Source organism: Brevibacterium renqingii, from assembly GCF_017808095.1.
Taxonomy (GTDB): Bacteria; Actinomycetota; Actinomycetes; order Actinomycetales; family Brevibacteriaceae; genus Brevibacterium; species Brevibacterium renqingii.
This window is the reverse complement of the sequence record NZ_JADBHG010000009.1, coordinates 101,108-127,222: the sequence shown is the minus strand read 5'-3', so window position 1 is coordinate 127,222 and position 26,115 is coordinate 101,108. Positions and strand designations below refer to the sequence as shown.

Here is a 26,115-nt window from a genome sequence, read left to right as displayed (position 1 = left end):
GCTCCGCAGATACGGGTTTAATGGGGCTATGAAGAGAACTCTGACGGGGCTGTGCATCGTTGCCGCCCTCACCCTCAGCGCCTGCTCATCGGGGAGCGATCAGGCCGAGTCCGACGAACCGAGCGAGATCACGGTCTTCGCCGCGGCCTCGCTGACCGAAGTGTTCGAGGACATCGCCGATGAGTTCGAGAAGGCCGAACCCGACGCCCCGACCGTGAAGTTCTCCTTCGCAGGCTCCTCGGACCTCGTCTCCCAGATCTCCGAAGGCGCCCCCGCCGATGTGATCGCCACCGCCGACGAGACGACCATGGACACTCTCGCCGGAGACGAACTGCTCACCGGGAAGCCTGTGACGTTCGCCTCGAACACGCTCACTCTGGCCGTGGCCGAAGGCAATCCGAGAACGATCGCGAGCTCGCAGGACTTCGCCGGACACGACCTCGTGGTCTGCGCACCCCAGGTCCCCTGCGGAGCAGCCACCCAGAAGTGGGCCGAGCTCAACGATGTGGAACTCGACCCGGTCAGCGAGGAGAACTCCGTGACCGACGTCCTCGGCAAGGTCGGTGCCGGGCAGGCCGACGCGGGCATCGTCTACGTCACCGACATCGCCCGTGCCGATGACAAGGTCGACAAGGTCGACCTCGACGGAGCGGACAAGGTCGTCAACAAGTACCCGGCCGCGGCCGTCAGAGCCAGCGAGAACCAGGAACAGGCCGAAGCCTTCGTCGACTTCCTCGGCTCCGACACGGCTCAGAAGCTGCTGCGCGACGCAGGCTTCGCCGCCGCCTGATCATGCCCCGGCAAGGACCCGGACGAGGGCAGACGGCGATCCCGGGCTGGCTCTGGATTCCCGGTGCCGCAGGGATCGCATTCCTTTTCGTCCCCATCATCGGGATGATCTCCCGCATCGACCTGCACGGCCTCGGCGAGGTGATCTTCGCCGAGGAGTCACGGTTGGCCATGCAGCTGTCAGTGGTGACCTCGGTGACCTCGGCGATCATCAGCGTGCTCATCGGCTTCCCGTTGGGATACCTGCTCGCGACGCGGACCTTTCCCGGCCAGAGCGTCGTGCGCACACTCGTCCTGCTGCCCCTCGTCCTGCCGCCGGTCGTCAGCGGCCTCGCCCTGCTCTACACCTGGGGGCGTTCGGCAGTCCTCGGATCGGCACTGGAATCGATGGGACTGAGCCTGGCATACACCACCTCGGCGGTCGTCATGGCACAGGTGTTCGTCTCCCTGCCCTTCACGGTGATGTCCGTCGAGACCGCGACATCGGCGCTGGGTCAGCGGTTCGAAACCACCGCCGCCGAACTCGGTGCCCGACCCAACCGGGTGTTCTTCACGATCACCCTGCCGCTGCTGCGGCACGGGATCATCACCGGCGCCGTCCTGTGTTTCGCCCGCTCCCTGGGCGAGTTCGGGGCCACGCTGACTTTCGCGGGATCGCTGTCCGGCGTCACACGCACCATGCCGCTGCAGATCTACCTCGTACGCGAATCCGATCCGCAGGCGGCCATCGGGCTCTCCCTTCTGCTCGTCGTCATCGCCGTGGCCATTATCATCGTTGCCTACCGATCCCCACATGCGCCGCGTCTGCGCGCGCACCGAGTCGATGAGGCCCGAGTGCCCGAGGCCCCCGACGGGGATCCTAACAGCGCCGAGGCGGCCGCGACGACGGAGGGCCGTGCCCCGGCAGGTGCCGGTCGGCATCCCAGAGGGCATGGGGCGACCGGGCTCGGAGCTTCCCGGGGGCCGAGTCCTGGCGAGACCATCACGTCCTCGGTGCGCATCGCCGAACGCGGCATCGCCATCGACTTCACCGTCCCCGCCGACGGGACCACTGCGATCATCGGACGCAACGGGGCCGGCAAGTCGAGCCTGTTCCAGGTGCTCACCGGGGCGCTGCGCGCCGATTCCGGTGCGCTGCGGATCGGCAAGGACACGCTCTTCGACCTCGACGCCGAGGACTGGCCTCCGATCCATGCTCGGGGCATCGTCCACCTCGCGCAGAATCCGCTGCTGTTTCCGCACCTGAGCGTCATCGGCAATGTGTGCTTCGGTCTGCGCGCCCACGGCGCGACCGGGACGCAGGCGCGGCGGCAGGCCCAGGCCATGCTCGACCGGCTCGGCGTCGGACACTGCGCGGCCAGACGCCCCGAAGAGGTCTCCGGCGGTCAGGCGGCCCGCATCGCCTTGGCCCGCGCCCTCGTCGTCGATCCGAAGCTGCTCCTGCTCGATGAGCCGCTGGCCGCTCTCGACGTCGACGTCCGGATCGAGACCAGGCGCGTGCTGGCCGAGCTGCTCTCCGACCGCAGCGCCATGCTCATCACCCACGACGTCGACGATGTCGCAGCTCTGGCGACGAGCCTGGTCCTCGTCGAGGACGGGACGGTCGCCCATTCGGCCCAGGTGGGAGACATCGACCCCGCAGAAGCCGGCTCCGGCCGGGACTTCCTGCACAGCTTTTGCATGTCCGATCGAGACGGAATAGTGTGCAATCAGTCACACCCATAGTCTGAGAGCACAAGGGAGCACACTGTCGTGGCCGAACTTTCCTACTCCTCCGGAACATCGACCGAACCTCTGCTGGGGATCACGATTCCCGAGCACTTCAAGCGCACAGCGGCGGCGAATCCCGAGGCGACGGCACTGGTCGACCGGCACTCGGACCGGCGCTGGACCTATGCCGAGTTCGATCGGGACACCGACGCCCTGGCCATCGGTCTCCTCGAACGCGGAGTGAAGAAGGGCGACCGGGTGGGAATCTGGGCGCAGAACGTGGCGGAGTGGGCACTCGTCCAGTACGCCACGGCCAAGATCGGCGCCATCCTCGTCAACGTCAATCCTGCCTACCGCAGCCACGAACTCGAATACGTCGTCGGCCAATCGGGCATGACCCTGATGATCTCGCAGATCGTCGCGCCCCCGCACTCCGACTTCCGCGCGATCGCCGCCGAGGTGGCTGCGAAAGTGCCCGCCCTCGACCTCGTCTTCCTCGACACCGTGCCCGAGGAACTGACGGGCGGGGCTGCGATCGGCGAACGCGAATCCTTCGCCCACCTCATCGGGCAGGGACGGCAGCTGCTCGACGACGAGGGAGCGAAGTATGGGGTCCGTCTGCAGCAGGTCATCGACGGCCTCTCGGCTGACGAGCCGATCAACATCCAGTACACCTCGGGCACCACGGGATTCCCCAAGGGCGTGACGCTCAGTCACCACAACATCCTCAACAACGGATTCTTCATCGGCGAGATGCTCGCCTACACACCGGCCGACACCGTCGTTGTCCCCGTTCCCTACTACCACTGCTTCGGAATGGTCATCGGCAATCTTGCCGCGCTCAGCCACGGGGCGGCCATCGTGCTGCCCTCACCCGGCTTCGATCCCGTCGCGACCATGGCGGCGGTGACCGAGGAGAAGGCGACCTCGCTCTACGGGGTGCCGACGATGTTCATCGCCGAGCTCGAGCACCCGCAGTTCTCCGAATTCGACTTCTCCAGCCTGCGCACCGGCGTCATGGCCGGATCGCCGTGCCCGGTCAACACCATGCGCCGAGTCATCGACGACATGAACATGTCCGAGGTCGCGATCTGCTACGGCATGACCGAGACCGCTCCGGTGTCGATGATGACGCGTGTCGACGATTCTCTCGAGGCACGGACCCAGACGGTCGGGCGCGTCATGCCCCATCTCGAGATCAAGATCGTCGACCCGGTCACCGGGCAGACGGTTCCGCGCGGACAGAAAGGAGAGTTCTGCACCCGCGGCTATGCAGTCATGCTCGGCTATTGGGAACAGCCGGACAAGACCGCCGAGGCGATCGATGCCGCAAGATGGATCCACACCGGTGATCTCGCGATCATGGACGACGACGGCTACGTCGACATCTCCGGGCGCATCAAGGACATGGTCATCCGCGGCGGGGAGAACGTCTATCCTCGCGAAGTGGAGGAGTTCCTCTACCACCACCCAGCCATCCGCGACGTCCAGGTCATCGGAGTCTCCGACGAGAAGTACGGCGAAGAGCTCATGGCGTGGGTGATCCTCAAGGAGGGATTCGACGCTCTGACCGCCGAGGAGGTGCGTGAGTTCTGCTCCGGCAAGCTCGCCCACTTCAAGATCCCGCGCTACGTCGAGGTGCGCGAGTCTTTCCCGATGACGGTTTCGGGCAAGATCCGCAAGGTCGAACTGCGCGAGGAGGGCGAGAAGATCGCTCATGCGGGAGTCTGAGCCACCGCTCGATTCGACGCTCCTGCCTGCCGGTGCCCGCGCGCACCATGTATCGTTCACACTGAGAGACGGCACCGCTCGTGCGCATCTTTGCCCGACGATCGATGCCGGCTCCGTGATTCAGAGTCGTCGGTGCCGTCAGTCACCGATGCCCGCGACAAGGAGGCGCAGATGCCGCAGCCCGAACTCAGCTCCACGCCGGTCAAGGTCGTGAGGAACGTCGATCGTGAACGCTTCGAGCTGTACACCGATGAGGACCCAGGAGAGTTCATCGGGTTCCTCGCCTATCGCGAGATCGACCCGCAGACCCTCGAACTCCAGCATACGATCATCTCCGAAGGCTTCTCCCGACGCGGCTTCGCCCGGACCCTTGTGACCACGGTGCTCGGCCTCATCAGGGACGACGGTGGTCGTATCGTCCCGACATGCACGTATGTCCAGGACTATCTCTCGCGCTTCCCGCAATACGGCGACCTCGTGGCCGATCAGTGACCCCGGCCGGGACCGACCGAGGGGCGGGCCGGTTCGCGCCGAGTCCGAGCGGAGATCTGCACATCGGAAACATCCGGTCCGGACTCCTGTCCTATGTTCGCGCGCGACAGACAGGGCGCCGTTTCCTGTGGCGCATCGAGGACCTCGACCGGGTTAGGGCCGGCTCGGCGGAATCGCAGCTGGCGGTGTTCGCCGAACTCGGGGTCGCTCCCGACGAAAGGCCGCTGATCCAATCCCAGCGGCAGGAGATCTACGCTCGCGCCCTTCGAGGTCTGGACGAGGCCGGTCTGGTCTATGAGTGCTATTGCTCGCGCAAGGACATCGCCCAGGCCCCGAGCGCTCCGCATGCTCCTCCCGGCGCCTATCCGGGAACCTGTCGCGACCTCGGCGAGGACGAGCGGGCAGAGCAGCGACGACGGCTGGAGCGCAAGGGGCGGCAGCCGGCCCTGCGGCTGCGCGCGGACAACCGGGAGCACCAGATCGATGATGTGCTCCTGGGCAGGGTGAGTGCCCTCGTCGACGATCTCGTGCTCAGGCGCGGAGACGGTGTCTTCGCCTATAACCTCACCGTCGTCGTCGACGATGCTGCCAGCGGAGTCGATGAGGTCGTGCGCGGTGACGATCTCGCGTCATCGGCGCCGCGGCAGGCGTACCTGGCCGGTCTTCTCAGGGCCCCAGCGCCCGGTTGGGTGCATGTGCCGCTGGTTCTCAACACCGAAGGGAGGCGTCTGGCAAAACGTGACGGCGCCGTCACCTATCAGCAGCTGAGCGCTCAGGGATGGACGAGGGCAGATGTCTTCGCCTGGATGCAGCGATCGCTGGGACTGCAGGATGTCGGCTCCGAGTGGAGGGACATCGACGATATGATCGCCGGAGTCGATTTCGACCGCATCGCCAGAGGACCGACGGTCTTCGAGCCGCCGGTGCAGGAGTGAGCAGGTCTCGGACCCACACGCCCTGAGACCCACGGCGCCGAGACCGTCGGGCGGCCTGCCGACGCTCGCCGAGTTCAGGCCGCCGAGGAGCCGACCGCCGCGTCGATGACTCCGTCGTAGAGCGATTCGAAGGTGTCCAGCGTGTACTCGATGTCGTGCTTGGCAACGACGTCGAGGGAGGCCTTCGACATCGCATCGAGTTCGGCATCCGACGCGGTGCAGATGCGGGTGAAGCGATCGGCGAGTTCCTCGATGTCGCGTGGGGGGAAGAGGAAGCCGTTGACTCCATCACGAACGAGATGAGGCAGGGCCACGGCATCGGCGAGCACCACAGGTTTGCGTGAGGCCAGCGCCTCCAGTGTGGCGATCGACTGCAATTCGGCCGTCGACGGCATGCAGAAGAAGGTGCAGCGGCGGTAGGCGTCCATGAGCTCTCTGTCGCTGATCTTGCCGAGCACATGGATGCGATCCCCGATGCCCAGCTCGGAGCTGAGCTCTTTGAGGGGTTCCTCCTGGTCGCCGCCGCCGACGATATCGGCCTCGAGCCCGAGGTCGGGATCGGTTTTCGCCAGTGCCTCGACGAGGTCCGCGGCGTGCTTCTCCGAGGAGAGCCGACCGACGAAGAGCACCCTCGGCGGGACTGCGCGGCTGGTCGAGGCGTCCACTTCGCGCAGCTCAGCGAAGCGCTGCAGATCGATTCCGCAGGAGACCGCACGGATGGGGGAGGTGAAGCCGTTCTCGGTGAGCAGGTCTGCGGCCAACTGGGTGGGCACTGTGATGATGTCGGCCGATTGGAACTTTCGACGCAGATCCCACCAGGCGATTGCGGTCCCGCCGTCGAGCACAGCCTTGGGTGCTCTGAGGTAGGGGCGCACATTGTCAGGCATGAAGTGGTTGGTGGCCACGACCGGGATGCCGCGGCGGTTCGATTCGGAGAATGCGTACCGGCCGATGACGAAGTGAGCCTGGGTGTGCACGACATCCGGCTGGAGGCTGTCGAGCAGCCGTGACAGCTCGGGCTTGGTCTCCCACGGCATGCAGATCATCCATGTCGGATGCAGCGGCCACCTGTGAGCGGTGAGCCGATGGACGGTGACTCCGTTCTCGACGCTGACCGAGGGCTTTCCTGTGGCTGAGGGGCAGGCGACGTGGACGTCGTTGCCGCGAGCGGCGAGTCCGGCGGCCAGGCGTTCGGCGAATTTCGCAGCGCCGTTGACTTCGGGGGCGTACGTCTCGGCCGGAATGAGGATGCGGCGGGCTTGAGTGGGACGGTGCGCGGACAGGATTCAGCTCTCCTCGGTGTCGGTCATGGTGGAACGGCGGGCGTCCCTGCGTTGGGTTTCTCGGTCCTTGACATCGGGATGATAACGCGACAATACAACGACGCCTGCGCAGGCGACCAATCCGGTGACCGTGATGACGATGATCAGCCAGACGGGTGCCGCAGCGGCCTCACCGAGGACGATGGTGCCGAGGATGACGGCACCGATCGGATCGATGACGGTCAGACCCGCGATGACCATCTCGGGCGGACCCGCTGCGTAGGCGTTCTGGACGAACCAGGAGCCCAGAGCAACGGCCGCCACCAGTGCTGCGACGTTGATCAGGGTGACCTGCCCGAGGCCGGCCCGGAGGAACTGGACACTGACGAGGTGGGCGTTCGTGGCGACGCAGGCGAAGAGGAGACCGGCGGCGATGATGAGGATCAGCTGCGGTGCGCGCCGGAAGACGAGCATGATGATGAGTCCCAGAGCGACGACGACGCCGGTGATCCAGAACAGCGGCAGGGCATCGGCGCCGAGGTGGACCTCGGTCCGCGCGGTGGTTGCCGAGAGCGCGACGAAGACCGTCACACCCGCCGTGCACCAGATGACGGCTTGGACGAGGCGCCGGTTGACCTTGAGACCGCGGTGACGGATCCCCAGGAGGACTGAGACGATGAGGGAGAAGGCACCGATCGGCTGGACCACCATCACCGGGGCGAGGGCGAGCGACACGAGATTGCCCGCTGTCCCCAAGCTCAGTATGCCGAGGCCGAGCAGCCATCGCCGATTGCCGAGGAGTCCGGTGAAGTGCGCCCAGCTGAGGCCGTTGTGGGAATCGTTCTGACCGGCCACGGCTTCGTGTTGGTACAGGGCGCCATAGGCGAGGGCCACAGCTGCCAGTGCAGCGAGGGCGATTGCCACTATGGTCACGGTGCTTCTTCCGGTGCGGAGACGGTGTGGGGATCGTTTCGAGTTTACCGTGCGCCTGTGCGACGGAGACGGCCGCTGACTGTATTTGTTCTGACTGTACGGCAATCCAGCGGTGGCCAGGTGGGGCAACCCGCAGTGCTGTGAGCTAAAGCACTGCCGACCGCTTTGTTCGGACGCCGGGGAGTTTGCTAAGCTGGATCCTACGTCCGCAGGTGACTGTGGCATTCCTCCGTAGCTCAGTTGGCAGAGCATTCGACTGTTAATCGAAGGGTCGCTGGTTCGAGCCCAGCCGGGGGAGCAGAAGTCGAGGCCCCGTCCGTTCAGGACGGGGCTTTCGTCGTGTTCGGGTACCTCGACCCCTGTGTGCCGTGTTGTCCGGTCGCGGGGGAGAGCGGCCGCGTCATGGTCCGTCCGTAAGCGGGAAGCCCAGGGGAATAATTGAACTGTTAACCAGGTTGCTCGGATTATGAAGGCATTCGGTTTCTTGAGTTTCGGTCATTACGGCGCGGGCAGCGCTCCCGGTGAGTACGGGGCGAGGGAAGCGCTGCAGCAGGCCGTGGAGATCGGTGTGGGCGCCGACGAGATCGGAGTCAACGGCGCGTACTTCCGTGTCCACCACTTCGCCGAGCAGGCCGCGTCTCCGATGCCCCTGCTCTCCGCTATAGCAGCCCGCACCTCCCGCATCGAAGTCGGCACCGGAGTCATCGACATGCGCTACGAGAACCCGCTCTACCTTGCGGAGGAGGCGGCAGCGCTCGACCTGCTCTCGGATCAGCGCGTGGCACTGGGCGTCAGCCGCGGGTCACCGGAGCCGGCACTGCGCGGTTGGGAGTCGTTCGGATATTCGGATCCGTCCGAGACCAAGGCAGCGAATATGGCTCGCGAGAAGTTCGATCGTTTCCTCGCGGCAGTGAGGGGCCATGAACTGGCTCCCGCCGACCCCGCGCAGTTCGGGACCGACGTGGCGCTGCGCGTCGAGCCGCATTCTCCCGGTCTCGACCGGCGAATCTGGTGGGGCGCCGGCTCTGCTGCGACCGCCGAGTGGGCAGCCGAGAAAGGCGTGAACATGATGAGTTCGACGCTGCTCACCGAGGCCACCGGAGCCGCATTCGCAGATCTGCAGCGAGTGCAGATCGATCGTTATCGCACCGCCTGGAAGGCTGTCGGACATGGTTGGACGCCGCGCGTATCCGTCAGCCGCAGCATCTTCCCGATCACCACGGACCTCGATGATCTCTATTTCGGCAGGCGCGGCAGGGGACAGGCCGACCAGATCGGGATCATCGACGACACCAGGTCCACCTTCGGCAAGACCTATGCGGGCGAGCCGGACGAGCTCATCGAGCAGTTGCGTTCCGACGCGGCGGTGGAGGCGGCGGACACCGTGCTGCTGACGATCCCGAGTCAGCTCGGCGTCGACTACAACCTCCACATTCTCGAGTCCTTCGCCGAATACGTTGCCCCGGCGCTGGGATGGCGTCCGAATACGAACGGGCCCGTCGAACCGAACCCGATCGGCAGCGGTGAGGGCAGCTGAACAAGGTCCTGCCCAGGAGGCTCTGGTCCCGTCCAGATCCTGGGCGAGGTCCCGCGAGCTCCTGAGTGAGACCTGGCTTGAGGCCTGACGGGGAGCCGGCTGTTCCGCCGGCCGAGAACGAGGCCGACAGACGTATGATGAGACAGATTGACTTGAAGAATGGCTGATGAGCCGCGCACTTGCCGAGGGCTCATAGAAGGAGATGGTGTGGACGACGACAAGGCAATGACTCAGACGCAGAAGCGTATTCTCGTCATCGGGCTCGTCCCCTTGTTCATGTCACTGCTCTCGGTCTCGAGCATCAACGTCGTCCTCCCGGCCATCGCCACCGATATCGGCGCTTCGACCTCGGCCCTGCAATGGGTGCTCACCGGTTATGCCCTGTCCTTCGGAGTGGTGCTGGTGGCTGCCGGCCGGGCGGGAGACGTGTTCGGCCGCAGTCAGCTCTTCATGATCGGGGTCGCCCTGTTCGGGCTGTCGTCGCTGGTTTCGGGCATCGCTCCCGATCCACTGACCCTCAATATCGCCCGCGTGTTCATGGGCTTGGGATCCGGACTGCTCAACCCGCAGGTGGTCGGCCTCATTCAGCAGTACTTCCAAGGTCCTCCTCGCGGTCGTGCCTTCGGACTGATGGGAACCACGGTCGGACTGTCCGTGGCGATCGGTCCGGTTCTCGGCGGTGCCCTCATCGCCCTCCTCGGAGAGGACGTCGGATGGCGCGCCACATTCCTGGTCAACGTCCCCTTCGCGATCGCATCCCTCATTCTTGCGAAGGCCTGGTTCCCGACAGGCGCGTGGCGGGGCATCGCCTCCGACGATGACGAACATCGGCGGGATCTCGACCCCATCGGTGTGGTCCTCCTCGGAATCGGTGTGCTGCTCGTTCTGCTGCCCTTCGTGGAATCGTCAGTCGGCTGGTTCATCTGGTCGGCGCTGCCCGTGGGTCTCGTGGCCGTCTGGGTCTGGACGAAGTGGGAACGACGGTATGCGGCTCGCGGTCGGCCTCCGATGGTCGACCTGGACCTGTTCCGGATCCGGAGCTTCAGCAACGGCTCCATCATCATCACCCTCTACTTCCTCGGCGTGACCAGCGTGTGGGTCCTCGTTGCGATGTACATGCAGCAGGGGCTCGGCCATTCGGCCCTGGCCGCAGGCATGATCGGGCTGCCCGCGGCTCTGCTGTCGGCGATCTCGGCCGATGTGTCCGGTCGCTTCGTCTTCCAGATCGGGCGCCGGCTCGTCGTCTGGGGCGTCCTCATGTGCCTTGTCGGCCTGGCGTCGACGGCCGTGGTGATCATGCTGCTCTCGCAGGGCATCGGCAGCGAATGGTGGATGCTCCTGACGTTGTCGTTCATCGGAACGGCCCAGGGGATGGTCATCAGTCCGAATCAGACACTGACGCTGCAGGAGGTCCCCCTGAAATATGCCGGTTCCTCCGGCGGAGTGCTGCAGACCGGTCAGCGCATCGGCACCTCGATGGGGCTGGCGATCATGACCGCGCTGGCCTTCGCCGTCACTGCCGTGAGCAACTGGCACATGGGCATGGTGAGCGCTTTCAGCGCGATCGCCGTCGTCGTCGTTCTGGCTGGGATCGTCGGCCTTGCCGAAGTGCGTCGGGGCAAGCGTCGGCAGCGCTGAGCGCAGTCCCGCCTGTGGGGCGCACCGGGGAAGACCTCAGCTGTCAGCACAATAATGTTACAGATTTTAGACAATCGGCCGTGCTCGAATGTGGAAGACTGTGAACGCACACCAGCCCACGGAAGGATGCACAGTGGTCGAGGCTGTACCCGAAGACGACCTGGCGCTCGAGGAACTCGTTCGTTCCGGCGGAATCGAAACGTACTTCGCGCCGGTCGTCGACGCTCTCACCTTCCAGCGGGTCGGTCATCAGATCCTGCAGGCCCCGAGCGGCGATCCGGCTCTCGGTCGTGCGGAATCCGAGCATCTGCGACGAACGATGCGTGCCTCGTCGACGATCGGAGACATCGACTCATCGCTGCGGGATACGGCCCTGCGGACTGCCGAGAGTGCCGGTCTTCCGAAGTCGAACCGTCTGTTCCTCCACGCCGAGGCGGAATCCTTCGCCACACTCGAAGACCGCACAGGCGAGCCTGACCGTTCGGTCATTCTCCAGCTCGACGCCAACCGTGTCGCTTCCTCGCCTGCTTCGGTGCTCCGCTCGGTGCGGTCGGCACGGTCCCTCGGCTGGGGAGTGGGCATGTCCGCAGTCGGTGCCGATCTGCGCAGCGCCTCCTTCGTCCCTCTGGTCAATCCTTCGGTGGTCGGCCTCCACCGGGACGTTCTGCATATCGACTGCGATTCGCACCTGGCCGAGCTCAACCGGCTGCTCCATGCGCACCTCGAGCGCACGGGGGCGGTCATCCTGGTCGACGGAGTGGAGACCGAGGATGATCTCGATCGCGTACGGGCCCTGGGCGCCCGATACATGTCCGGTCCGTACTTCGGAATGGCGACGAAGCAGCCTCAGCCGTTCTCCGAACCGAGTGAGGACGCACTCGTTTCCCACTATTCCCGCAACCTGCCCGCATTGGGCACGCCGTACTCGATCTCGCAAGGGCTCCGTCGTGAGCCGCTGGTGATGAATCGCGAGCTTCTCATCGCCCAGATCGCTGCTTTGGAGGAGCGTGCGCTGGCATCGGGCACGGCCACGATCACCCTCGGTGTTTTCGGCGACGATGAGACGTTTTCCGAGGCGACTCGCCTGCGCTATGAGAAGATCCGCGACACCGTGGGACTGACCGCGATGTTCTCGGGCGGATTCGACGGGCCGCCCATCCCTGGCGTGAGGAGCGGTCTGGTCGACGCCTCGGATCCCATGCGCAACGAACACGGCGTCGTCGTGGTCGGTCCCGACTGGTCCGGTATGGTCGCCGCGTCGAAGCGCAATGATCCGGGCAGCGACGGACAGACTGTCTTCGACGTCTACATCACCACTGATCGGTACACCTGTGTCGATGCCGCACGCAGTGTGCTCACCCGCGTGTCTCCGTTGACCGCTGCCGCCGCGACCCAGCGGGCTTGAGCCTCGCTGCGACCGGCGGGCTCTCACCCCACTGCGACCGGCGGGCTCTGACTTCACTGCGACCCGTCGAAGAACAGAGCACGAGACATATGTGCTTCGAATGGGACCGCCTGCACCGATGGTGCTAATCTTGACTCGGTCGGCCCCCGTAGCTCAGCTGGTCAGAGCAGGGAACTCATAATTCCTTGGTCGTCGGTTCAAGTCCGACCGGGGGCACCTCGTGATGCGACCACGACTGATCGACCTGTCGTCAGCCTTGGTCCTGCGAGTGCCCTGAGCCCAGATTCGGTGTGAAGGTCTCTCCCGTCAACGGTGCATACGCCGTCCACACCCCGCCTGACTCGGCGAAGATCTCGGCTGTCCTCTTCTCTTCGGCAATGAGCTCTTCGCGCAGGCACGCGAACGCGGCCTCGGCGGCCGGGTTCTCGGCGGGGCGTTCGGCTCTCAGCAGGACCGTCTCAGTCGGGTCCTCGACCGAATCGCACGCGATCGCGAAACGCGGCCCCACCTCGGCGGATACACGCTCTGCGAGCTGGACTCCTTCCTCAGCGTGTGCGGCTTCCGCTGCCCGCGACACGAACTCGAGATCACCGTTGCGGGATTCGTAGAAAGTCTGCTCCCAACGCTGCAGGTCATCGATGAGCGCGGCTGTCAGACCTGTGTCGGAGTACTCGACCGGCCCATCACCGAACCACAGCACCGTATCCGCGTAGTCGGGGAACATGCGGATGGTCTCGTGCCGTGCGTCCTCGTCTGTGATCTCACCAGGCATGCCCACAGCATAGCGCTGCCGACCCTCGAGGACAGACACCCGACACCACCAGCATCTTTGATGCTTGGCTACGAATGAAACATCGACTATCATGTGGTCAGCACCTCCTTTCGGATCGTAGGGGAAGACGTATCCGAGGTAGGAGGCACAAATGGATATGACACAGGGCGTACTCTTCGTCCACTCAGCACCTCGCGCGCTCTGCCCGCACATCGAATGGGCAGCGGGCGGGGCCATCGGCGCACAGGCACGCTTCGACTGGACACCCCAGCCGGCAGCGCCAGGCCTCGTGCGCGCAGAAGTCTGCTGGCGCGCGCCCGCAGGCTCCGGCGCTCGTATCGCATCGGCTCTGCGTGGCTGGGATTCGCTCCGCTACGAAGTCACAGAGGAACCGTCGTCCGGTGTCGACGGCGGACGGTGGAGCCACACTCCCGACCTGGGCATCTACCATGCCGTGACCGATTCGGCGGGCAACATCCTGGTCCCGGAAGACCGCATCCGCTCCGTGATGGAACGTGCCGCTGGTGATCCCGCACAGTTCTCCGCTGAAATGGCCAACGCGCTCGGTGAGGCCTGGGACGAGGAGCTCGATGCTTTCCGCCATGCTGGCGAAGGCGCTCCTGTTCGCTGGCTGACCAAGGTCGGCTGACCAGTCTCGTCCGTCGCGACAATCGAACTTCTTATGCTCAAGGGCACACCTTCCTACCTCAGGTGTGCCCTTCTTGCGTGTTCGCGGAGCACCCGGAAGCTCTGCCGGCGTCACACATGAAAACGGCCCACTTGAGGGTGGTCAGCTCAAGCCCGAAACTGGGCTGACCGTCCTCAAATGGGCCTTATCGCAACCCGGTGCGTTCTGGGCCGATCTCCGGTGCCGTTGATGACGCGCGGATACCGGCCGAACGTTCCAGGTGCCGACTCAGACGGAGCGGAACGCGACGACGGCGTTATGGCCGCCGAAGCCGAACGAGTTCGTGATCGCCGCAATATCACCAGCAGGCAGATCTGCAGGCGTGTCGCGGACGATGTTGATCCCGACGACCTTCGGATCGACCTCATCGATGTTGATGGTCGGGGGAGCGGTGCGATCCTGCAGCGCCTTGACCGTGAGTATCGCTTCGACGGCGCCCGTGCCACCGAGGAGGTGGCCGGTCATCGACTTCGTGGCCGAGACGAGGGTATCGCCGACGTTGTCTCCCAACAGCTCGCTGATCGCCAACGATTCCGGAATGTCTCCGACCGGGGTCGAGGTCGCATGGGCATTGACGTGCTTGATATCGGCCGCGCCCAGTCCGCCGGCTTCGAGAGCCTGCTGCATGGCTTTCAGGGCGTGCTTGCCCTCGGGCTCGCCGCCGGTGATGTGATATGCATCGTTGGAGATGCCCCATCCGGCCACCTCGGCGTAGATCTTCGCTCCACGGGCCTTCGCGTGCTCTTCGGTCTCGAGGATGAGAGCACCCGATCCCTCGCCCATGACGAAGCCATCGCGGTCGGTGTCATAGGGGCGCGATGCCGTCTCGGGCGAGTCGGTGCGGCGCGAAAGAGCCTGCATGGAATTGAACGCGGCGAGGGTGATCGGATGGATCGCGGCTTCGGAGCCGCCGGCGATGATGACATCGGCCTTGCCCGAGGCGAGTACGTCGTAGGCATGTCCGAGGCTCTCTGTGGACGAGGCGCAGGCAGAGACGAGCGTCTGCACACCGGCGCGAGCCTTGAACTCCATTCCGATGGCTGCTGCGGGGCCATTGGGCATGAGCATGGGAACGGTCAGGGGCATGACCCGCCGAGGGCCCTCTTCCTGCAGGGTGTCCCAAGCGTCGAGCAGGGTCCAGACGCCGCCGATGCCTGTTGCCCAGGAGACGGCGGTGCGTTCGGGATCGGTCTCTTCGAGACCAGCGTCCGCCATCGCTTCACGAGCGGAGATGAGCGCGAACTGGCTCGAGGGATCGAGGCGCTTGGCTTGGACTCGTTTGAGATTGTCGGGGACGACCTGTGGGTCGACCTGTGCGGCGAAGTCCACGGCGAGGCCGTACTTCTCAGACCAATCATTGTCCATTGTGTGGACGCCTGAGGTGCCGGCCAGAATGGCTTGCCACGTGGCATCGGCATCTGCGCCCAGGGGGGTTACCGCACCGATGCCGGTGACGACAACTTTAGCTGTCATGGTACAAACCTCGTCGATAGTGTGGACACGGCCCGCCGGTGGACGGGCCGTGTTCGGCTGCTCTGGTTCAGGCTTCCTGAGCCTTGTTGATGTAGTCGACAGCGTCCTGAACGGTGACGAGGTCCTTGACGTCGTCATCGGGGATCTTGACTCCGAACTTCTTCTCAGCGTTGACGACGATGGTCATCATGGAGATGGAGTCGATGTCGAGGTCGTCGGTGAACGACTTGTTGGCCTCGACTGCTTCGACAGCCAGGCCGGTCTCTTCGTTGACGATCTCTGCCAGCCCTGCGAGGACTTCAGCTTCGGTGAATGCCATTTCTTTCCTACTTTCTGATTTCGGCCGAGGGTCTTCGACCGTGTGAGGAACGTTTCGACGAGTGTCCCGCCGAATATCTTAGGACATTCACGGAGAGTTTTCCGTGAATGGTGTGTCTCAGGGCAGGCGCACGACCTGCGCACCGAAGACGAGCCCTGCGCCGAAGCCGATCTGCAGCGCGAGGCCGCCGCTGAGCTCAGGCTGTTCGCGCAGGAGGCGCTCCGTGGCGAGAGGAATCGACGCCGCCGAGGTGTTGCCGTTGTCGGCGATGTCCCGGGCGATGACGACGGACTCCGGCAGCTTCAGCTGTTTGGCCAATTCGTCGATGATGCGCATATTCGCCTGGTGCGGGACGAACGCGGCAAGGTCACCGGCCTCGATGCCCGCAGCCGTCAGGGCCTCCTTGGCCACCTCGGCGCCGTCCCAGACTGCCCAGCGGAAGACGTTGGGACCGTCCTGACGCAGGGTCGGGAACGGAAGCTCACGGTTGTCGCGGATGTCGAGGAGGGAATCGGTCATGCGAATGGTCGACCAGCTCTCGCCCTTCGAGCCCCACACGGTCTTCGAGATGCCCGGCTCGTCGGAGGAGCTGACGACGACGGCTCCGGCCCCGTCACCGAGGATGAAGGAGATCGAACGGTCCTCGGGATCGATGATGTCCGAGAGCTTCTCGGCGCCGATGACCAGAACGTTGTCCATCGTCCCTGCACGCACCAGGGCATCGGCCTGCGAGATGCCGTAGCAGTAGCCCGCACAGGCGGCGCTGATGTCCCAGGCGGGAATCGGGCCGGTGCCCAGCCGGTCGGTCAGCGCTGCAGCGGCCGAAGGGGTGAAATACGGGAACGTGACTGTGGAGATGATGATTCCGCCGATGTCCTCCGGCTTGAGCCCGGAGGAAGCGATGGCCTCGAGTGCCGCCTCTTCGCACATGTCGAGGACGCCGACGTCCTTGCTCGCCCTCCGGCGGGTCACGATGCCGGTGCGCTGACGGATCCATTCGTCCGAAGAGTTGATGGGACCGGCGATGTCGTCGTTCGTGACGAGGTTCTCCGCCCGGTAGGCGCCGATTCCCGCGATGCGGGAGAAGGTGCCGAGCTCGGCTGTCTTCAGTGTTGGCATGTCTCTTCCTTCGGTTCTCAGGCGTGGGCTGCCGCGAACTCACGCGCGCCGTCGAGATCGGCGGCTGTTTTGATGGCGAATGTCTCCACGCCCTTCATGGCGCGTCGAGCGATGCCGGTGAGCGTGCCACCGGGGACGAGTTCGATCATTCCGGTGACTCCGGAAGCCAGCAGCGTCTCCTGGCACAGGTCCCAGCGCACCGGGTTCGTGACCTGCCTGACCAGACGATCGACGTATTCGCGGCCCTCTGTCACCGCTGCGCCGTCGGAGTTGCTGAGGATGCTCACGACCGGGTCCGAGATCTCCAGATCTGCGGCGGTCGCGGCAAGCTTCTCGGTGGCCGGCGCCATGTACTCTGTGTGGAACGCACCGGCGACCGGAAGCGGGATGACACGGGCGCGCTCCGGCGGGTTCTCGGACAGCGCGGACAGTGCCTCGAGCGAACCGGCAGCCACAGTCTGCCCTCCGCCGTTGACATTGGCGGGGCTGAGGCCCGCGGCCGCGATGGCGGCGAGAACGTCCTCCGGCTCGCCGCCGACGACAGCCGACATCCCTGTCGGGGTGGAGGCTGTGGCCGAGGCCATGCCCTGCCCGCGGACGGATACGAAGCCCATTGCGCCGACGGCTGAGAAGATGCCGGCGATCTGTGCGGCCGCGATCTCGCCCACCGAATGTCCGGCCACGACCCCGGGGCTCACACCGAGCTCTGCGGCGCAGGCGATGGCCGAGGCCACGAGTAGAGGCTGAGCCAGCGCGGTGTCCTTGATGGTCTCGTCATCGGATTCGGTTCCGTGCAGACGCAGGTCGATCCCCGAGGCGGCGGAGAGTTCGTCGATCTGCGCGGAGAAGGTCGCGAGTTCGAGGAAGGAGCTCAGGAATCCGGACTTCTGGGCTCCCTGGCCCGGGCAGGTGATTGCTAGCACTCAGTTCTCTTTTCGTTGGGTTGCGTTGCTCAATCTAATGGATTCTGTGTCCGAATCAATGAGATTTGTCGCTGTTCGACAATACCCCGTCCTCTGACAGTCGCCCGTACACCAAAGCGATATGGATGACGAACGCATCACGCGAGGTCGTCGGATCGAGTCCGATGGCGTCGGTGATCTTCCGCAGACGGTAGCGCACGGTGTTCGGGTGGACGGACAGCGCCTTCGCAGTGGCCTCGAGGGACGAGCCGAACTCGACATAGGCGCTGACGGTTTTGAGCAGCTGGCCCGTGCCCGCGGTGAGCGGTTCGTAATAGCGCTCGATGAGTTCGTTCAAGGCCATCTGATCACCGGACAGGGCACGTTCGGGCAGCAGGTCGTCGGCCTTGACGGGTCGCGGGGAATCCGGCCGGGCGGTGGCCGCCTTGAGAGCCCGGATCGCCGCCTTCGCCGAGGTGGCCGCTTCGGCCAGAGCCGGCACCGTGGGGCCGACGATCACCTCCGAGGGGCCGAAGCATTCGGAGAGGTCCTCGACGGCATCGTCGAGGTCGGAGACCCCGCCCAGGACGATGAGCAGCCGACTGTCGTGGATTCCCAGCAGGGCGTCGTCGGCCCAGCGGCGGGCTTTGCGCCGGATGCCGTCGAGCCCCTTCTTCGCCGCGCGCTGCGGTGCCCGGCCGACGATGACGCAGACCGGCCCTTCGGACTGCCACCCGAACGCCGCGGTGCGACTGGCGAGTTCGTCGACGGAGTCCCCGCGCACGAGCGCGTCGATGACCATGGCTTCGAGCCTGGCGTCCCAACTGCCCCGCGCCTCGGCCGCGCGGGCGTAGACATCGGCGGCGGCGAAGGCTATCTCGCGCGAATACACGAGCACTGCCTCGCGCAGGGCCGGCTGCTCGGCCGGGCGAGCGATGTCGGGAACCCTCTCCTCGACGACCTCGACGACGATCTTGAGCAGCTGCAGGGTCTGCTGCAGGCTGATCGCGCGGATCAGGTCACGCGGGGCAGTCTTGAACAGGTCGGAGACCACGCGCAGGTTCGTATCGGGTTTGCGGTACCAATCGACGAAAGACGAGATGCCCGACTGGGCGAGCAGTCCCACCCAGGACCGGTCGGAGGAGGACATCGAGCGGTACCAGGGCAGTTGGGCCTCGAGGCGCTGGAGAGTCACGGAGGACAGCACTCCCACCCCGGCGCGCAGTCGCCGGGCGGTCTCGGCGCGACGGCGCAGAGTCTCGGCATCGGACATCATGGACACGACTTTAGACGACTGGTGACAAGTTTGTTGTCAGCGACATACAAAAAGTCGGAAGCGGCAGAAGAAATGGCCGGAGTCTTGGAGACTCCGGCCATATCTGTGGGCAGTGATCAGGCTCCCGCCCCCTCCGTCGACCCCGTGCTGCCTGCACGCACGTCGTCGAGCTGGTACTTCTTCGCGGCCTCTGCCGCCTTCTCAGGCGGCACCTGGCCGGTGTCGGCGAGCGAGATGAGCGCCTGGGTGACCACGGACGGTCCGTCGACGAGGTAGTAGCGACGGGCCGCCGGACGGGTGTCCGAGATCGCATAGCCGTCGGTGCCGAGCGAGGTGAAGTGACTGGGCACGTACTGGCGGATCTGATCGGGGACCGCGCGCATGTAGTCCGAGGTCGCGATGACCGGCCCCTCGGCCTCGGCCATCTTCTCGGTCACATAGGGCACGCGGGCTTCCGCCTCGGGATTCCTCAGTCGGTCGTTCTCGGCGTCCAGCCCGTCACGGCGCAGCTCCGTCCACGAGGTCACGGACCACACATCGGCCGAGACGCCCCAGTCCTCATCCAGCAGCTCCTGCGCTTCGAGGACCCACGGCACCCCGACGCCCGAGGCCATCAGCTGCACCTTCGGGCCGCCGTTGTCGGGGCCCTTCTTGAGCAGGTAGAGGCCCTTGAGCACGCCTTCGACGTCGAGTCCCTCCGGCTCGGCGGGTTGGACCATCGGCTCGTTGTACATGGTGATGTAGTAGAGCACGTCAGGGTCGCGTTCATCGGCCGGATCGTACATCCGATGGATGCCGTCCTTGACGATGTGGGCGATCTCGTAGCTGTAGGCCGGGTCGTAGGAGATGACCGACGGATACGTCGAGGCGAGCAGGTGCGAGTGTCCGTCACCGTGCTGGAGGCCCTCGGCCACAAGCGTCGTGCGCCCGGCGGTGGCGCCGAGGACGAAGCCGCGGGTCATCTGATCGCCGGCGGCCCAGAAGAAGTCGCCGGTGCGCTGGAACCCGAACATCGAGTAGAAGATATAGAACGGGATCATCGGCTCACCGTGGGTGGCGTACGAGGTTCCTGCCGCGGTCAGGGCGGCAGTCGCTCCGGCCTCGTTGATGCCCACGTGCATGAGCTGCCCGTCCGTGGCCTCCTTGTAGGCGAGGAACAGATCACGGTCGACGGAAACATAGTTCTGGCCGTGCGGGTTGTAGATCTTCGCCGTCGGGAAGAACGAGTCCATGCCGAAGGTGCGAGCCTCGTCCGGGATGATCGGCACGATCCGGTGACCGAACTCCTTCTCGCGCATGAGGTCCTTGAGCACGCGCACGAAGCCCATCGTGGTAGCGATCGACTGCTTGCCCGAACCGCGGCGTCCGGCTTCGAAGGCCTTGTCGGAGGGCATCTTGAGATCGATGTGGGTGCTGCGGCGCTCGGGGGAGTAGCCTCCGAGCGCGGCACGGCGCTCCTGCATGTATTTGATCTCGGGGGCATCGACCCCCGGGTGGTAGTACGGCGGGAGCTGCGGGTTGTCCTCGAGCTCCTTGTCGGAGATCGGGATCTGGAAGTGGTCGCGGGCGAGCTTGAGGTCGTCGACCGTCATCTTCTTCATCTGGTGCGTGGCATTGCGGGCCTCGAAATGCGGCCCGAGCGAGTAGCCCTTGACGGTCTTGACGAGGATCGCGGTCGGCTGACCGGTGTGCTCCACGGCGGCCTTGTAGGCGGCATAGACCTTGCGGTAGTCGTGTCCACCGCGCTTGAGGTTCCAGATCTGCTCGTCGCTGTAGTCCTCGACCATCGCCTTGGTGCGCGGATCACGGCCGAAGAAGTTGTCGCGAACGAATCCGCCGGACTCTCCCTTGTAGGTCTGGTAGTCACCGTCGGGGGTGGCGTTCATGAGGTTGACCAGCGCGCCGTCGCGGTCCTTGCCCAGCAGGGCATCCCACTCTCGGCCCCAGACGACCTTGATGACGTTCCAACCGGCGCCGCGGAAGTACGATTCGAGTTCCTGCATGATCTTGCCGTTGCCGCGGACCGGTCCGTCGAGGCGCTGGAGGTTGCAGTTGATGACGAAGTTGAGGTTGTCGAGCTCTTCGAATGCTGCGACATGCAGCATGCCGCGACTCTCTGGCTCGTCCAGCTCACCGTCGCCGAGGAACGCCCAGGTCTGCTGGTCGGAGGTGTCTTTGATGCCGCGGTTGTGCAGGTACTTGTCGAACTGCGCCTGCGCGATCGCGTTCATCGGTCCCAGCCCCATGGACACCGTCGGGTGCTCCCAGAAGTCCGGCAGCTGATGCGGGTGCGGATAGGACGGCAGTCCCTGCGGCTTGCCGTCGATGAAGTGCGACTGCTGCTGACGGAAGCCGTCGAGCTGGTCAGCGCTCATGCGGCCCTCGAGGTAGGCCCGGGCATACATGCCGGGGGAGGCATGCCCCTGATAGAAGATGTGATCGCCGCCGCCGGGATGGTCCTTGCCGCGGAAGAAGTGGTTGAGCCCGACCTCGTAGAGAGTAGCCGAGGAGGCATAGGTGGAGATGTGGCCGCCGACCTCGACGCCGGGACGCTGGGCGCGGTGGACCAGCATGGCTGCGTTCCAGCGGTTCCACCGACGATAGCGACGCTCGACCTCTTCATCACCGGGGAACCATGGCTCGTTCTCGGGTCCGATGGTGTTGACGTAGTCGGTGGCGGTGAGGCTCGGTACGCCGATCTGCTTCTGACGTGAGCGCTCGAGCATACGCAGCATCACGTAGCGTGCGCGTGACCGACCGCTCTCATCGATGAGGCCGTCGAGGGAGGCCAGCCATTCCTCGGTCTCCTCCGGGTCGATGTCGGGCACCTGGCTGGGAAGCCCGTTGAGGATGGGCCCGCCTTGATTCCGATTGTCCACGATGTGGTCCTCTCTTCAGCTCCACGATCTTCGTTGGTGTAGAGATCATGTCGATCAGATGGAGTGCGGTCCGCAGGATGTCTGTGCCCAGGGTCCATCCGATACATTCATCAGCCTAGTACGCGCAGGCAAACTTCGCTGTCCCGAGTTCTTGTGATCTCTCTGACGCATTCATGCCCTTGGATGCGTTTTGGCTTCGCTTGCGGTGCGCAGACGCGCCGGACATTTGCACCTTGACCACAGTTGACGGAACAATACAGGCATGAGCAACTCCGCTTCTGAAAGGACATCCTCCACGTCGACCCTCGCAAACGAGCTGGGCCACAATCTCGGCTTCAGCAAGGGGGACTATGTGCAAGAGATCGGCTATGACGACGACGTCGACCAGGCACTCTGCGAGGCGATCGAGAACATCATCGGTGACAAGATCGCTGACGGCGAAGAGGACGATGTCTACGACGTGATCCTCATGTGGTGGCGGTCGGACGACGATGATCTCATCGACGGTCTCGTCGACGCGCAGGCCACGTTGAAGGAGGGCGGAGTCGTGTGGCTGCTCAGCCCGAAGGCCAATCGTCCCGGACACATCAGCCCGGCCGAGATCTCCGAAGCGGCTCCGACAGCCGGCATGCACGTGACCTCGACTGTCAGCGCCGCCGACGACTGGGCCGGCTTCCGGCTCGTGGGCAAGAAGAACTATTCATGATCCTGCGGCCCGGTGACAGGGCCCCGGATCTCACGCTTCCCGATCAGCATGGATCGGTCATCACCCTCGCCGAGGCGGCCACCTCCTCCGTACTCGTGCTCGCTTTCGTGCCCTTCGCGTTCTCTCCGATCTGCGGGGACGAGCTGGCAGCTCTCGATCGCTGGCAGGCGTCGATGCGCGAGGACGCGAAGCGGGTCGACGTCCTCGTGGTGTCGGTCGACTCGAAGTACACCTTGGCCGCGTGGTCGCAGCAGACGGGCACCGGTCTGCTGCTGGGCTCGGACTTCTGGCCCCATGGGCAGGCCGCTCGTGCCTTCGGTGTCTTCGATCCGGTCCACGGGGTGGCCGAACGAGGAGTCTTCGTCATCTCGGCGGGTACGATCGTGAGAGGCAGGCAGGTCGCCCGCGGGGTGATGCGGGATTTCTCCGGCGATTTCGACGCGGCGCTCTCCAGCCTCTGACACTCAAGCCATATTCTGCGCGCCGAACCACGGCCCGTCGGACACTGCAAGGAGGACTCCATCATGGCCACGCTGTTCACCAAGATCATCAACGGTGAGATTCCCGGCACCTTCGTCCACACCGACGACAAGTGCGTCGTGTTCCTCGACGTGGCGCCAATGACGGAGGGACACGTCATGGTTGTGCCGCGGGAAGAGATCTCGCACTGGATCGATGCGGACCAGGAGCTGCTTGATCACCTCATGGCGGTGGCGAAGAAGGTCGGGGAGGCCCAGAAGCAGGCGTTCGACTGTGAGCGCATCGGCCTGCTCGTCGTCGGTTACGAGGTCCCCCACCTCCACATCCACGTGCTGCCGACGAACTCGATGGATGATTTCGACATCAGTGATCGGGCACCGATGCAGACTCCGGAACAGTTGGAAGGGCCGGCGGAGAAGATCCGTCAGGCTCTCTCTCAGCTGTCCTGACCTGCCGTGGCAAGGCGGGCCAGGAGCGAATCCCGCACCAAGCTCGCACCGCGGACCCCGCCGTAGTTCGCGGCGAAGCGCTCATCCGCAACGTACATCTCAGCCAGTCCGGTCACGTATCCGCACAGATCTCCGTCAGGATCGGCGGCGGGAGTCCCCGGCGTCTCGGACAGCCAGGCGATGTGTCTCCTGGCCAGTTCCTGGCACCTCGGCGATTCGGGATCCTCACCGTCATCGGAGGCGGCGATCCAGTCTCGACGGAGTTCATCGACCTGGGACTTGAAGTCGCAGCGCTCCTGAGCTGACAGACCCGTCCACCACTCCGCGGAGCGCCGATAAGCTTCACCGCCCCAGCGGGCGGTCACTTCCTCTTCGTGGTCGCGGTGGTCGAAACCGTCGAACATCTCCTCAGCCATGAGCGGCTCACCTGCTTTCAATCGTGTGATGGTCGCAGTGACGGCAGCGATCTGCCGACCGAGGCGCTCCTGCTCGTGTCCGAGTGAGAGCACGTGTTCGGACAGAGCCTTGACCGGATCCTCGGTGCGGTCGAGCACCTCGGCGATCCTGGTCAAAGGCAGCCCCAGCTCCCTGAGCAGCAAGATGCGCTGCAGGCGCACCAATGCCGCTTCGTCGTAGCAGCGGTAGCCGTTTGCGGCGATGTACGTCGGCGGCAGCAGTCCGATCGCGTCGTAGTGACGCAGGGTGCGGCTCGTCGTTCCCGTCAACTGTGCTGTTTCCTGAATGGACCAATCCATGATCGACAGCCTAGAAGTTGACGCAACGTCAAGGTCAAGTGCAGCGGTCGGTTCCGTCCCGACTGGGGCTCCTGCCCGACCGCGGAATTCCCTCAGGCCGCGGATCTGAGGGAGTCGAGGGCTGAGAAGAGGTCCCGAGCGAGGTCGTCGACGTGTTCGAGACCGACCGAGAGCCGGACCAGGCCATCTCCCGGCTTCGCCGTGGCGGCGACGGGCCGGTGGGTCAGCGAAGCCGGATGCTGGATCAGGGTGTCGGCTCCTCCGAGCGACACCGCGTGGACGATGAGGTCACAGTGTTCGACAAAGGTCCGAGCGGCTTCGAAGCCGCCGGTGAGCTCGATCGCGATCATCGCGCCGCCTCCGGACATCTGCCGGCCGATGAGACCCCGGGGGTCCCCTCCGGCCAGGCCGGGATAGTGCACTCGCGTGACCTCCGGGCGCGAACTCAGCCGGCGCGCGAGTTCAGCCGCCGTATCCTGTGCCGCGCGCATCCGCACGGCCAAGGTGCGCAGGCCGCGATGGAGCATGTAGGCACCCATCGGATGCAGCAGTGCGCCAGTGATCGCACGCACTCGACGCAGCCGGGTGGCCCACTCGTCATTCGTTGCGATGATTCCGCCCATAGCGTCGCCATGACCGCCGAGGTACTTCGTCGCACTGTGGAGGACGAGGGCGGCCCCATGCTCGATGGGACGCTGCAGGACCGGAGTGCAGAAGGTGTTGTCGACGAGGACCGGGATGTCACCGGCCGCGGCGACGACCGCCTCGAGGTCGACGAGGTCGAGGCTCGGATTGGCAGGCGTCTCGACGATGACGAGTCCGGTGTCCTCACGGATGGCCGCGGTGATCTCACTCTCCTCAGCCCAGGACACAGAGGTTCCGAGCAGACCCGATTCGAGCAGGTGGTCGCTGCCGCCGTAGAGAGGACGGACCGCCACGATGTGCGGAGTGCCGGCCTCGACAGCGGCGAGGAGCGCGGCAGTCAGCGCGGCCATGCCGGTGGCGAAGGCCACTGCTGACTCCGCGCCCTCGAGTTCGGCCAAGGCCGACTCGAATCGCGCCACGCCGGGCTGCCAGAGACGCTGGTAGACGGCCGAATCGCCCTCCTTGAGCGTCTGTCCGGTGGCAAGCCGTTCGTAGGAGTCCCCGCCGGTGCGGACGTCGTTGACCGGGTTGGTGGTGGACAGATCGATGGCGGGGACGTGGACGCCTGACTCTGTGAGGCCGTCCATCCCGCCGTGGACCATTTGGGTATCGAGATGCATAGAGGTCATAGCGGCATTCAAACCACTTCTCCCGAACAACGCAATCATCATTGAATGACCTGTGAGGAAACAGGCCGAAAATGGAGGATCTGCGAGGACGTGTGCCAGACTGTGACTCATGTCGCAGAATGTCTCACTCGATGCCACCGATCGCCGTCTGCTGCAGGAGCTCAACGCGGATTCTCGTGCCTCGGGAGCAGCATTGGCAGAGTCGGTCGGGATCTCCGAGTCGACGGTCTCTCTGCGTCTCAAGCGGCTCAGGTCGCTCGGTGTCATCCGCGGGTTCCGCATCGATGTCGATCCCGCGTCCCTCGGCGTCGGTCTGCAGGCGCTGGTCTCGATCCGATTGGCCAAACACGATCGCGCCGAGATCGACGCGTTCACTGCGGCAGCACCGAACTTCCCCGGTGTGGTGAGGATGTATCACATGGCCGGTGCCGACGACTATCTGCTGCACATCGTGGCCACCGACACCGAGGCGGTGCAGTCGTTCGTCCTCGACTATCTCACCCGCTACCCGGCGGTGGCCCATACGCGGACGAATCTCATCTATCGGGTCGAGGACGGTTCGGCCTGGATCCCCGGAGAGCCGTGAGCCAG

Annotated in this window: 24 protein-coding genes and 2 tRNA genes; 15 read left to right on the top strand and 11 right to left on the bottom strand. The window is 65.0% G+C overall.

Features of this window, described 5'->3' with window-relative positions; genetic code table 11:
- Positions 1-28 precede the first annotated feature (28 nt).
- The 5 genes from modA (at position 29) to gluQRS (ending at position 5,657) form a co-directional block, all read left to right on the top strand.
- Positions 29-790 (top strand): molybdate ABC transporter substrate-binding protein, encoded by a 762-nt coding sequence (gene modA / locus IIE29_RS15175; protein WP_209326135.1) that lies wholly within the window; start codon positions 29-31, stop codon positions 788-790.
- A gap of 2 nt (positions 791-792) precedes the next feature.
- Positions 793-2,514, top strand: coding sequence for an ABC transporter permease (locus IIE29_RS15170; protein WP_209326134.1), 1,722 nt, complete (start codon positions 793-795; stop codon positions 2,512-2,514).
- 27 nt (positions 2,515-2,541) lie between these two features.
- A complete protein-coding gene (locus IIE29_RS15165; RefSeq protein ID WP_209326133.1) occupies positions 2,542-4,230 on the top strand; it encodes an AMP-binding protein in 1,689 nt (562 codons plus the stop codon).
- Between the two features lie 171 nt (positions 4,231-4,401).
- Positions 4,402-4,722 (top strand): GNAT family N-acetyltransferase, encoded by a 321-nt coding sequence (locus tag IIE29_RS15160; RefSeq protein WP_209326132.1) that lies wholly within the window; start codon positions 4,402-4,404, stop codon positions 4,720-4,722.
- The gene (gene gluQRS / locus IIE29_RS15155) at positions 4,719-5,657 is read left to right on the top strand and encodes a tRNA glutamyl-Q(34) synthetase GluQRS (RefSeq protein WP_343071925.1); all 939 of its coding nucleotides are present in this window, start codon (positions 4,719-4,721) and stop codon (positions 5,655-5,657) included. The genes IIE29_RS15160 and gluQRS overlap by 4 nt, the downstream gene beginning before the upstream one ends.
- Positions 5,658-5,731: 74 nt before the next feature.
- Here gluQRS and IIE29_RS15150 read toward each other — a convergent pair whose 3' ends face one another.
- Positions 5,732-6,901 (bottom strand): glycosyltransferase, encoded by a 1,170-nt coding sequence (locus IIE29_RS15150; protein WP_343071926.1) that lies wholly within the window; start codon positions 6,899-6,901, stop codon positions 5,732-5,734.
- A 42-nt stretch (positions 6,902-6,943) separates the two neighbouring features.
- Positions 6,944-7,852 carry a DMT family transporter gene (locus IIE29_RS15145; RefSeq protein ID WP_209326130.1) on the bottom strand — a complete coding sequence of 303 codons (909 nt, stop codon included), beginning with the start codon at positions 7,850-7,852 and terminating at the stop codon, positions 6,944-6,946.
- A gap of 225 nt (positions 7,853-8,077) precedes the next feature.
- Between IIE29_RS15145 and IIE29_RS15140 the strand changes: the two genes are divergently transcribed.
- From IIE29_RS15140 to IIE29_RS15120, 5 genes are all read left to right on the top strand, one after another.
- A tRNA-Asn gene (locus IIE29_RS15140) sits at positions 8,078-8,150 on the top strand.
- Positions 8,151-8,318: 168 nt separating this feature from the next.
- A complete protein-coding gene (locus tag IIE29_RS15135; protein ID WP_209326129.1) occupies positions 8,319-9,389 on the top strand; it encodes an LLM class flavin-dependent oxidoreductase in 1,071 nt (356 codons plus the stop codon).
- A gap of 225 nt (positions 9,390-9,614) precedes the next feature.
- Complete coding sequence (locus IIE29_RS15130; RefSeq protein WP_209326152.1) at positions 9,615-11,027, top strand: MFS transporter; 1,413 nt, start codon at positions 9,615-9,617, stop codon at positions 11,025-11,027.
- Positions 11,028-11,160: 133 nt separating this feature from the next.
- Complete coding sequence (locus IIE29_RS15125) at positions 11,161-12,432, top strand: EAL domain-containing protein (RefSeq protein ID WP_343071923.1); 1,272 nt, start codon at positions 11,161-11,163, stop codon at positions 12,430-12,432.
- 142 nt (positions 12,433-12,574) lie between these two features.
- Positions 12,575-12,648 (top strand) — tRNA-Ile (locus IIE29_RS15120).
- Between the two features lie 34 nt (positions 12,649-12,682).
- Here the strand turns inward: IIE29_RS15120 and IIE29_RS15115 are convergent.
- Positions 12,683-13,204 carry a hypothetical protein gene (locus IIE29_RS15115; protein ID WP_209326127.1) on the bottom strand — a complete coding sequence of 174 codons (522 nt, stop codon included), beginning with the start codon at positions 13,202-13,204 and terminating at the stop codon, positions 12,683-12,685.
- A 157-nt stretch (positions 13,205-13,361) separates the two neighbouring features.
- Between IIE29_RS15115 and IIE29_RS15110 the strand changes: the two genes are divergently transcribed.
- Positions 13,362-13,853, top strand: a complete 492-nt coding sequence (locus IIE29_RS15110) for a DUF3145 domain-containing protein (RefSeq protein WP_209326151.1) — start codon at positions 13,362-13,364, stop codon at positions 13,851-13,853.
- A 267-nt stretch (positions 13,854-14,120) separates the two neighbouring features.
- On the opposite strand, the gene IIE29_RS15105 is transcribed toward IIE29_RS15110, so the two are convergent.
- The 6 genes from IIE29_RS15105 to aceE form a co-directional block, all read right to left on the bottom strand.
- A complete protein-coding gene (locus IIE29_RS15105; RefSeq protein ID WP_209326126.1) occupies positions 14,121-15,365 on the bottom strand; it encodes a beta-ketoacyl-[acyl-carrier-protein] synthase family protein in 1,245 nt (414 codons plus the stop codon).
- 67 nt (positions 15,366-15,432) lie between these two features.
- Positions 15,433-15,684, bottom strand: a complete 252-nt coding sequence (locus IIE29_RS15100; RefSeq protein ID WP_009882400.1) for an acyl carrier protein — start codon at positions 15,682-15,684, stop codon at positions 15,433-15,435.
- Between the two features lie 117 nt (positions 15,685-15,801).
- A complete protein-coding gene (locus tag IIE29_RS15095) occupies positions 15,802-16,803 on the bottom strand; it encodes a beta-ketoacyl-ACP synthase III (RefSeq protein ID WP_209326125.1) in 1,002 nt (333 codons plus the stop codon).
- Positions 16,804-16,820: 17 nt separating this feature from the next.
- The gene (locus IIE29_RS15090; RefSeq protein ID WP_209326124.1) at positions 16,821-17,726 is read right to left on the bottom strand and encodes an ACP S-malonyltransferase; all 906 of its coding nucleotides are present in this window, start codon (positions 17,724-17,726) and stop codon (positions 16,821-16,823) included.
- A gap of 55 nt (positions 17,727-17,781) precedes the next feature.
- On the bottom strand, positions 17,782-18,981 hold the full coding sequence (locus IIE29_RS15085) for a PucR family transcriptional regulator (protein ID WP_209326123.1): 1,200 nt from the start codon (positions 18,979-18,981) through the stop codon (positions 17,782-17,784).
- Between the two features lie 116 nt (positions 18,982-19,097).
- A complete protein-coding gene (gene aceE / locus IIE29_RS15080; protein ID WP_209326122.1) occupies positions 19,098-21,860 on the bottom strand; it encodes a pyruvate dehydrogenase (acetyl-transferring), homodimeric type in 2,763 nt (920 codons plus the stop codon).
- 262 nt (positions 21,861-22,122) lie between these two features.
- Here aceE and IIE29_RS15075 point away from each other — a divergent pair, with 262 nt between their 5' ends.
- The 3 genes from IIE29_RS15075 (at position 22,123) to IIE29_RS15065 (ending at position 23,495) form a co-directional block, all read left to right on the top strand.
- On the top strand, positions 22,123-22,566 hold the full coding sequence (locus tag IIE29_RS15075; protein WP_209326121.1) for a DUF3052 domain-containing protein: 444 nt from the start codon (positions 22,123-22,125) through the stop codon (positions 22,564-22,566).
- Positions 22,563-23,027 carry a redoxin domain-containing protein gene (locus tag IIE29_RS15070; protein WP_209326120.1) on the top strand — a complete coding sequence of 155 codons (465 nt, stop codon included), beginning with the start codon at positions 22,563-22,565 and terminating at the stop codon, positions 23,025-23,027. Before IIE29_RS15075 ends, IIE29_RS15070 begins: the two co-directional genes overlap by 4 nt.
- A 63-nt stretch (positions 23,028-23,090) precedes the next feature.
- Positions 23,091-23,495, top strand: a complete 405-nt coding sequence (locus tag IIE29_RS15065; RefSeq protein WP_209326119.1) for an HIT family protein — start codon at positions 23,091-23,093, stop codon at positions 23,493-23,495.
- Here IIE29_RS15065 and IIE29_RS15060 read toward each other — a convergent pair.
- Together IIE29_RS15060 and IIE29_RS15055 are read right to left on the bottom strand one after the other, a co-directional pair.
- Complete coding sequence (locus tag IIE29_RS15060; RefSeq protein WP_209326118.1) at positions 23,483-24,250, bottom strand: MerR family transcriptional regulator; 768 nt, start codon at positions 24,248-24,250, stop codon at positions 23,483-23,485. The two genes, IIE29_RS15065 and IIE29_RS15060, sit on opposite strands and share 13 nt — an antisense overlap.
- 92 nt (positions 24,251-24,342) lie before the next feature.
- Positions 24,343-25,524 (bottom strand): trans-sulfuration enzyme family protein, encoded by a 1,182-nt coding sequence (locus IIE29_RS15055; protein ID WP_209326117.1) that lies wholly within the window; start codon positions 25,522-25,524, stop codon positions 24,343-24,345.
- A 109-nt stretch (positions 25,525-25,633) separates the two neighbouring features.
- Here IIE29_RS15055 and IIE29_RS15050 point away from each other — a divergent pair, with 109 nt between their 5' ends.
- Positions 25,634-26,110 carry an Lrp/AsnC family transcriptional regulator gene (locus IIE29_RS15050; RefSeq protein ID WP_209326116.1) on the top strand — a complete coding sequence of 159 codons (477 nt, stop codon included), beginning with the start codon at positions 25,634-25,636 and terminating at the stop codon, positions 26,108-26,110.
- Positions 26,111-26,115 lie beyond the last annotated feature (5 nt).

Bases quoted from the DNA above. Each gene is read 5' to 3' on its own strand.
- IIE29_RS15135 (WP_209326129.1), top strand. From the start codon at position 8,319: ATGAAGGCATTCGGTTTCTTGAGTTTCGGTCATTACGGCGCGGGCAGC.
- IIE29_RS15115 (WP_209326127.1), bottom strand. From the start codon at position 13,204: ATGCCTGGTGAGATCACAGACGAGGACGCACGGCACGAGACCATCCGC.
- IIE29_RS15110 (WP_209326151.1), top strand. From the start codon at position 13,362: ATGACACAGGGCGTACTCTTCGTCCACTCAGCACCTCGCGCGCTCTGC.
- IIE29_RS15170 (WP_209326134.1), top strand. From the start codon at position 793: ATGCCCCGGCAAGGACCCGGACGAGGGCAGACGGCGATCCCGGGCTGG.
- modA (WP_209326135.1), top strand. From the start codon at position 29: ATGAAGAGAACTCTGACGGGGCTGTGCATCGTTGCCGCCCTCACCCTC.
- IIE29_RS15160 (WP_209326132.1), top strand. From the start codon at position 4,402: ATGCCGCAGCCCGAACTCAGCTCCACGCCGGTCAAGGTCGTGAGGAAC.
- IIE29_RS15085 (WP_209326123.1), bottom strand. From the start codon at position 18,981: ATGATGTCCGATGCCGAGACTCTGCGCCGTCGCGCCGAGACCGCCCGG.
- IIE29_RS15105 (WP_209326126.1), bottom strand. From the start codon at position 15,365: ATGACAGCTAAAGTTGTCGTCACCGGCATCGGTGCGGTAACCCCCCTG.
- IIE29_RS15100 (WP_009882400.1), bottom strand. From the start codon at position 15,684: ATGGCATTCACCGAAGCTGAAGTCCTCGCAGGGCTGGCAGAGATCGTC.
- IIE29_RS15070 (WP_209326120.1), top strand. From the start codon at position 22,563: ATGATCCTGCGGCCCGGTGACAGGGCCCCGGATCTCACGCTTCCCGAT.
- IIE29_RS15065 (WP_209326119.1), top strand. From the start codon at position 23,091: ATGGCCACGCTGTTCACCAAGATCATCAACGGTGAGATTCCCGGCACC.
- IIE29_RS15075 (WP_209326121.1), top strand. From the start codon at position 22,123: ATGAGCAACTCCGCTTCTGAAAGGACATCCTCCACGTCGACCCTCGCA.
- IIE29_RS15095 (WP_209326125.1), bottom strand. From the start codon at position 16,803: ATGCCAACACTGAAGACAGCCGAGCTCGGCACCTTCTCCCGCATCGCG.
- IIE29_RS15055 (WP_209326117.1), bottom strand. From the start codon at position 25,524: ATGACCTCTATGCATCTCGATACCCAAATGGTCCACGGCGGGATGGAC.
- IIE29_RS15050 (WP_209326116.1), top strand. From the start codon at position 25,634: ATGTCGCAGAATGTCTCACTCGATGCCACCGATCGCCGTCTGCTGCAG.
- IIE29_RS15130 (WP_209326152.1), top strand. From the start codon at position 9,615: ATGACTCAGACGCAGAAGCGTATTCTCGTCATCGGGCTCGTCCCCTTG.
- IIE29_RS15060 (WP_209326118.1), bottom strand. From the start codon at position 24,250: ATGGATTGGTCCATTCAGGAAACAGCACAGTTGACGGGAACGACGAGC.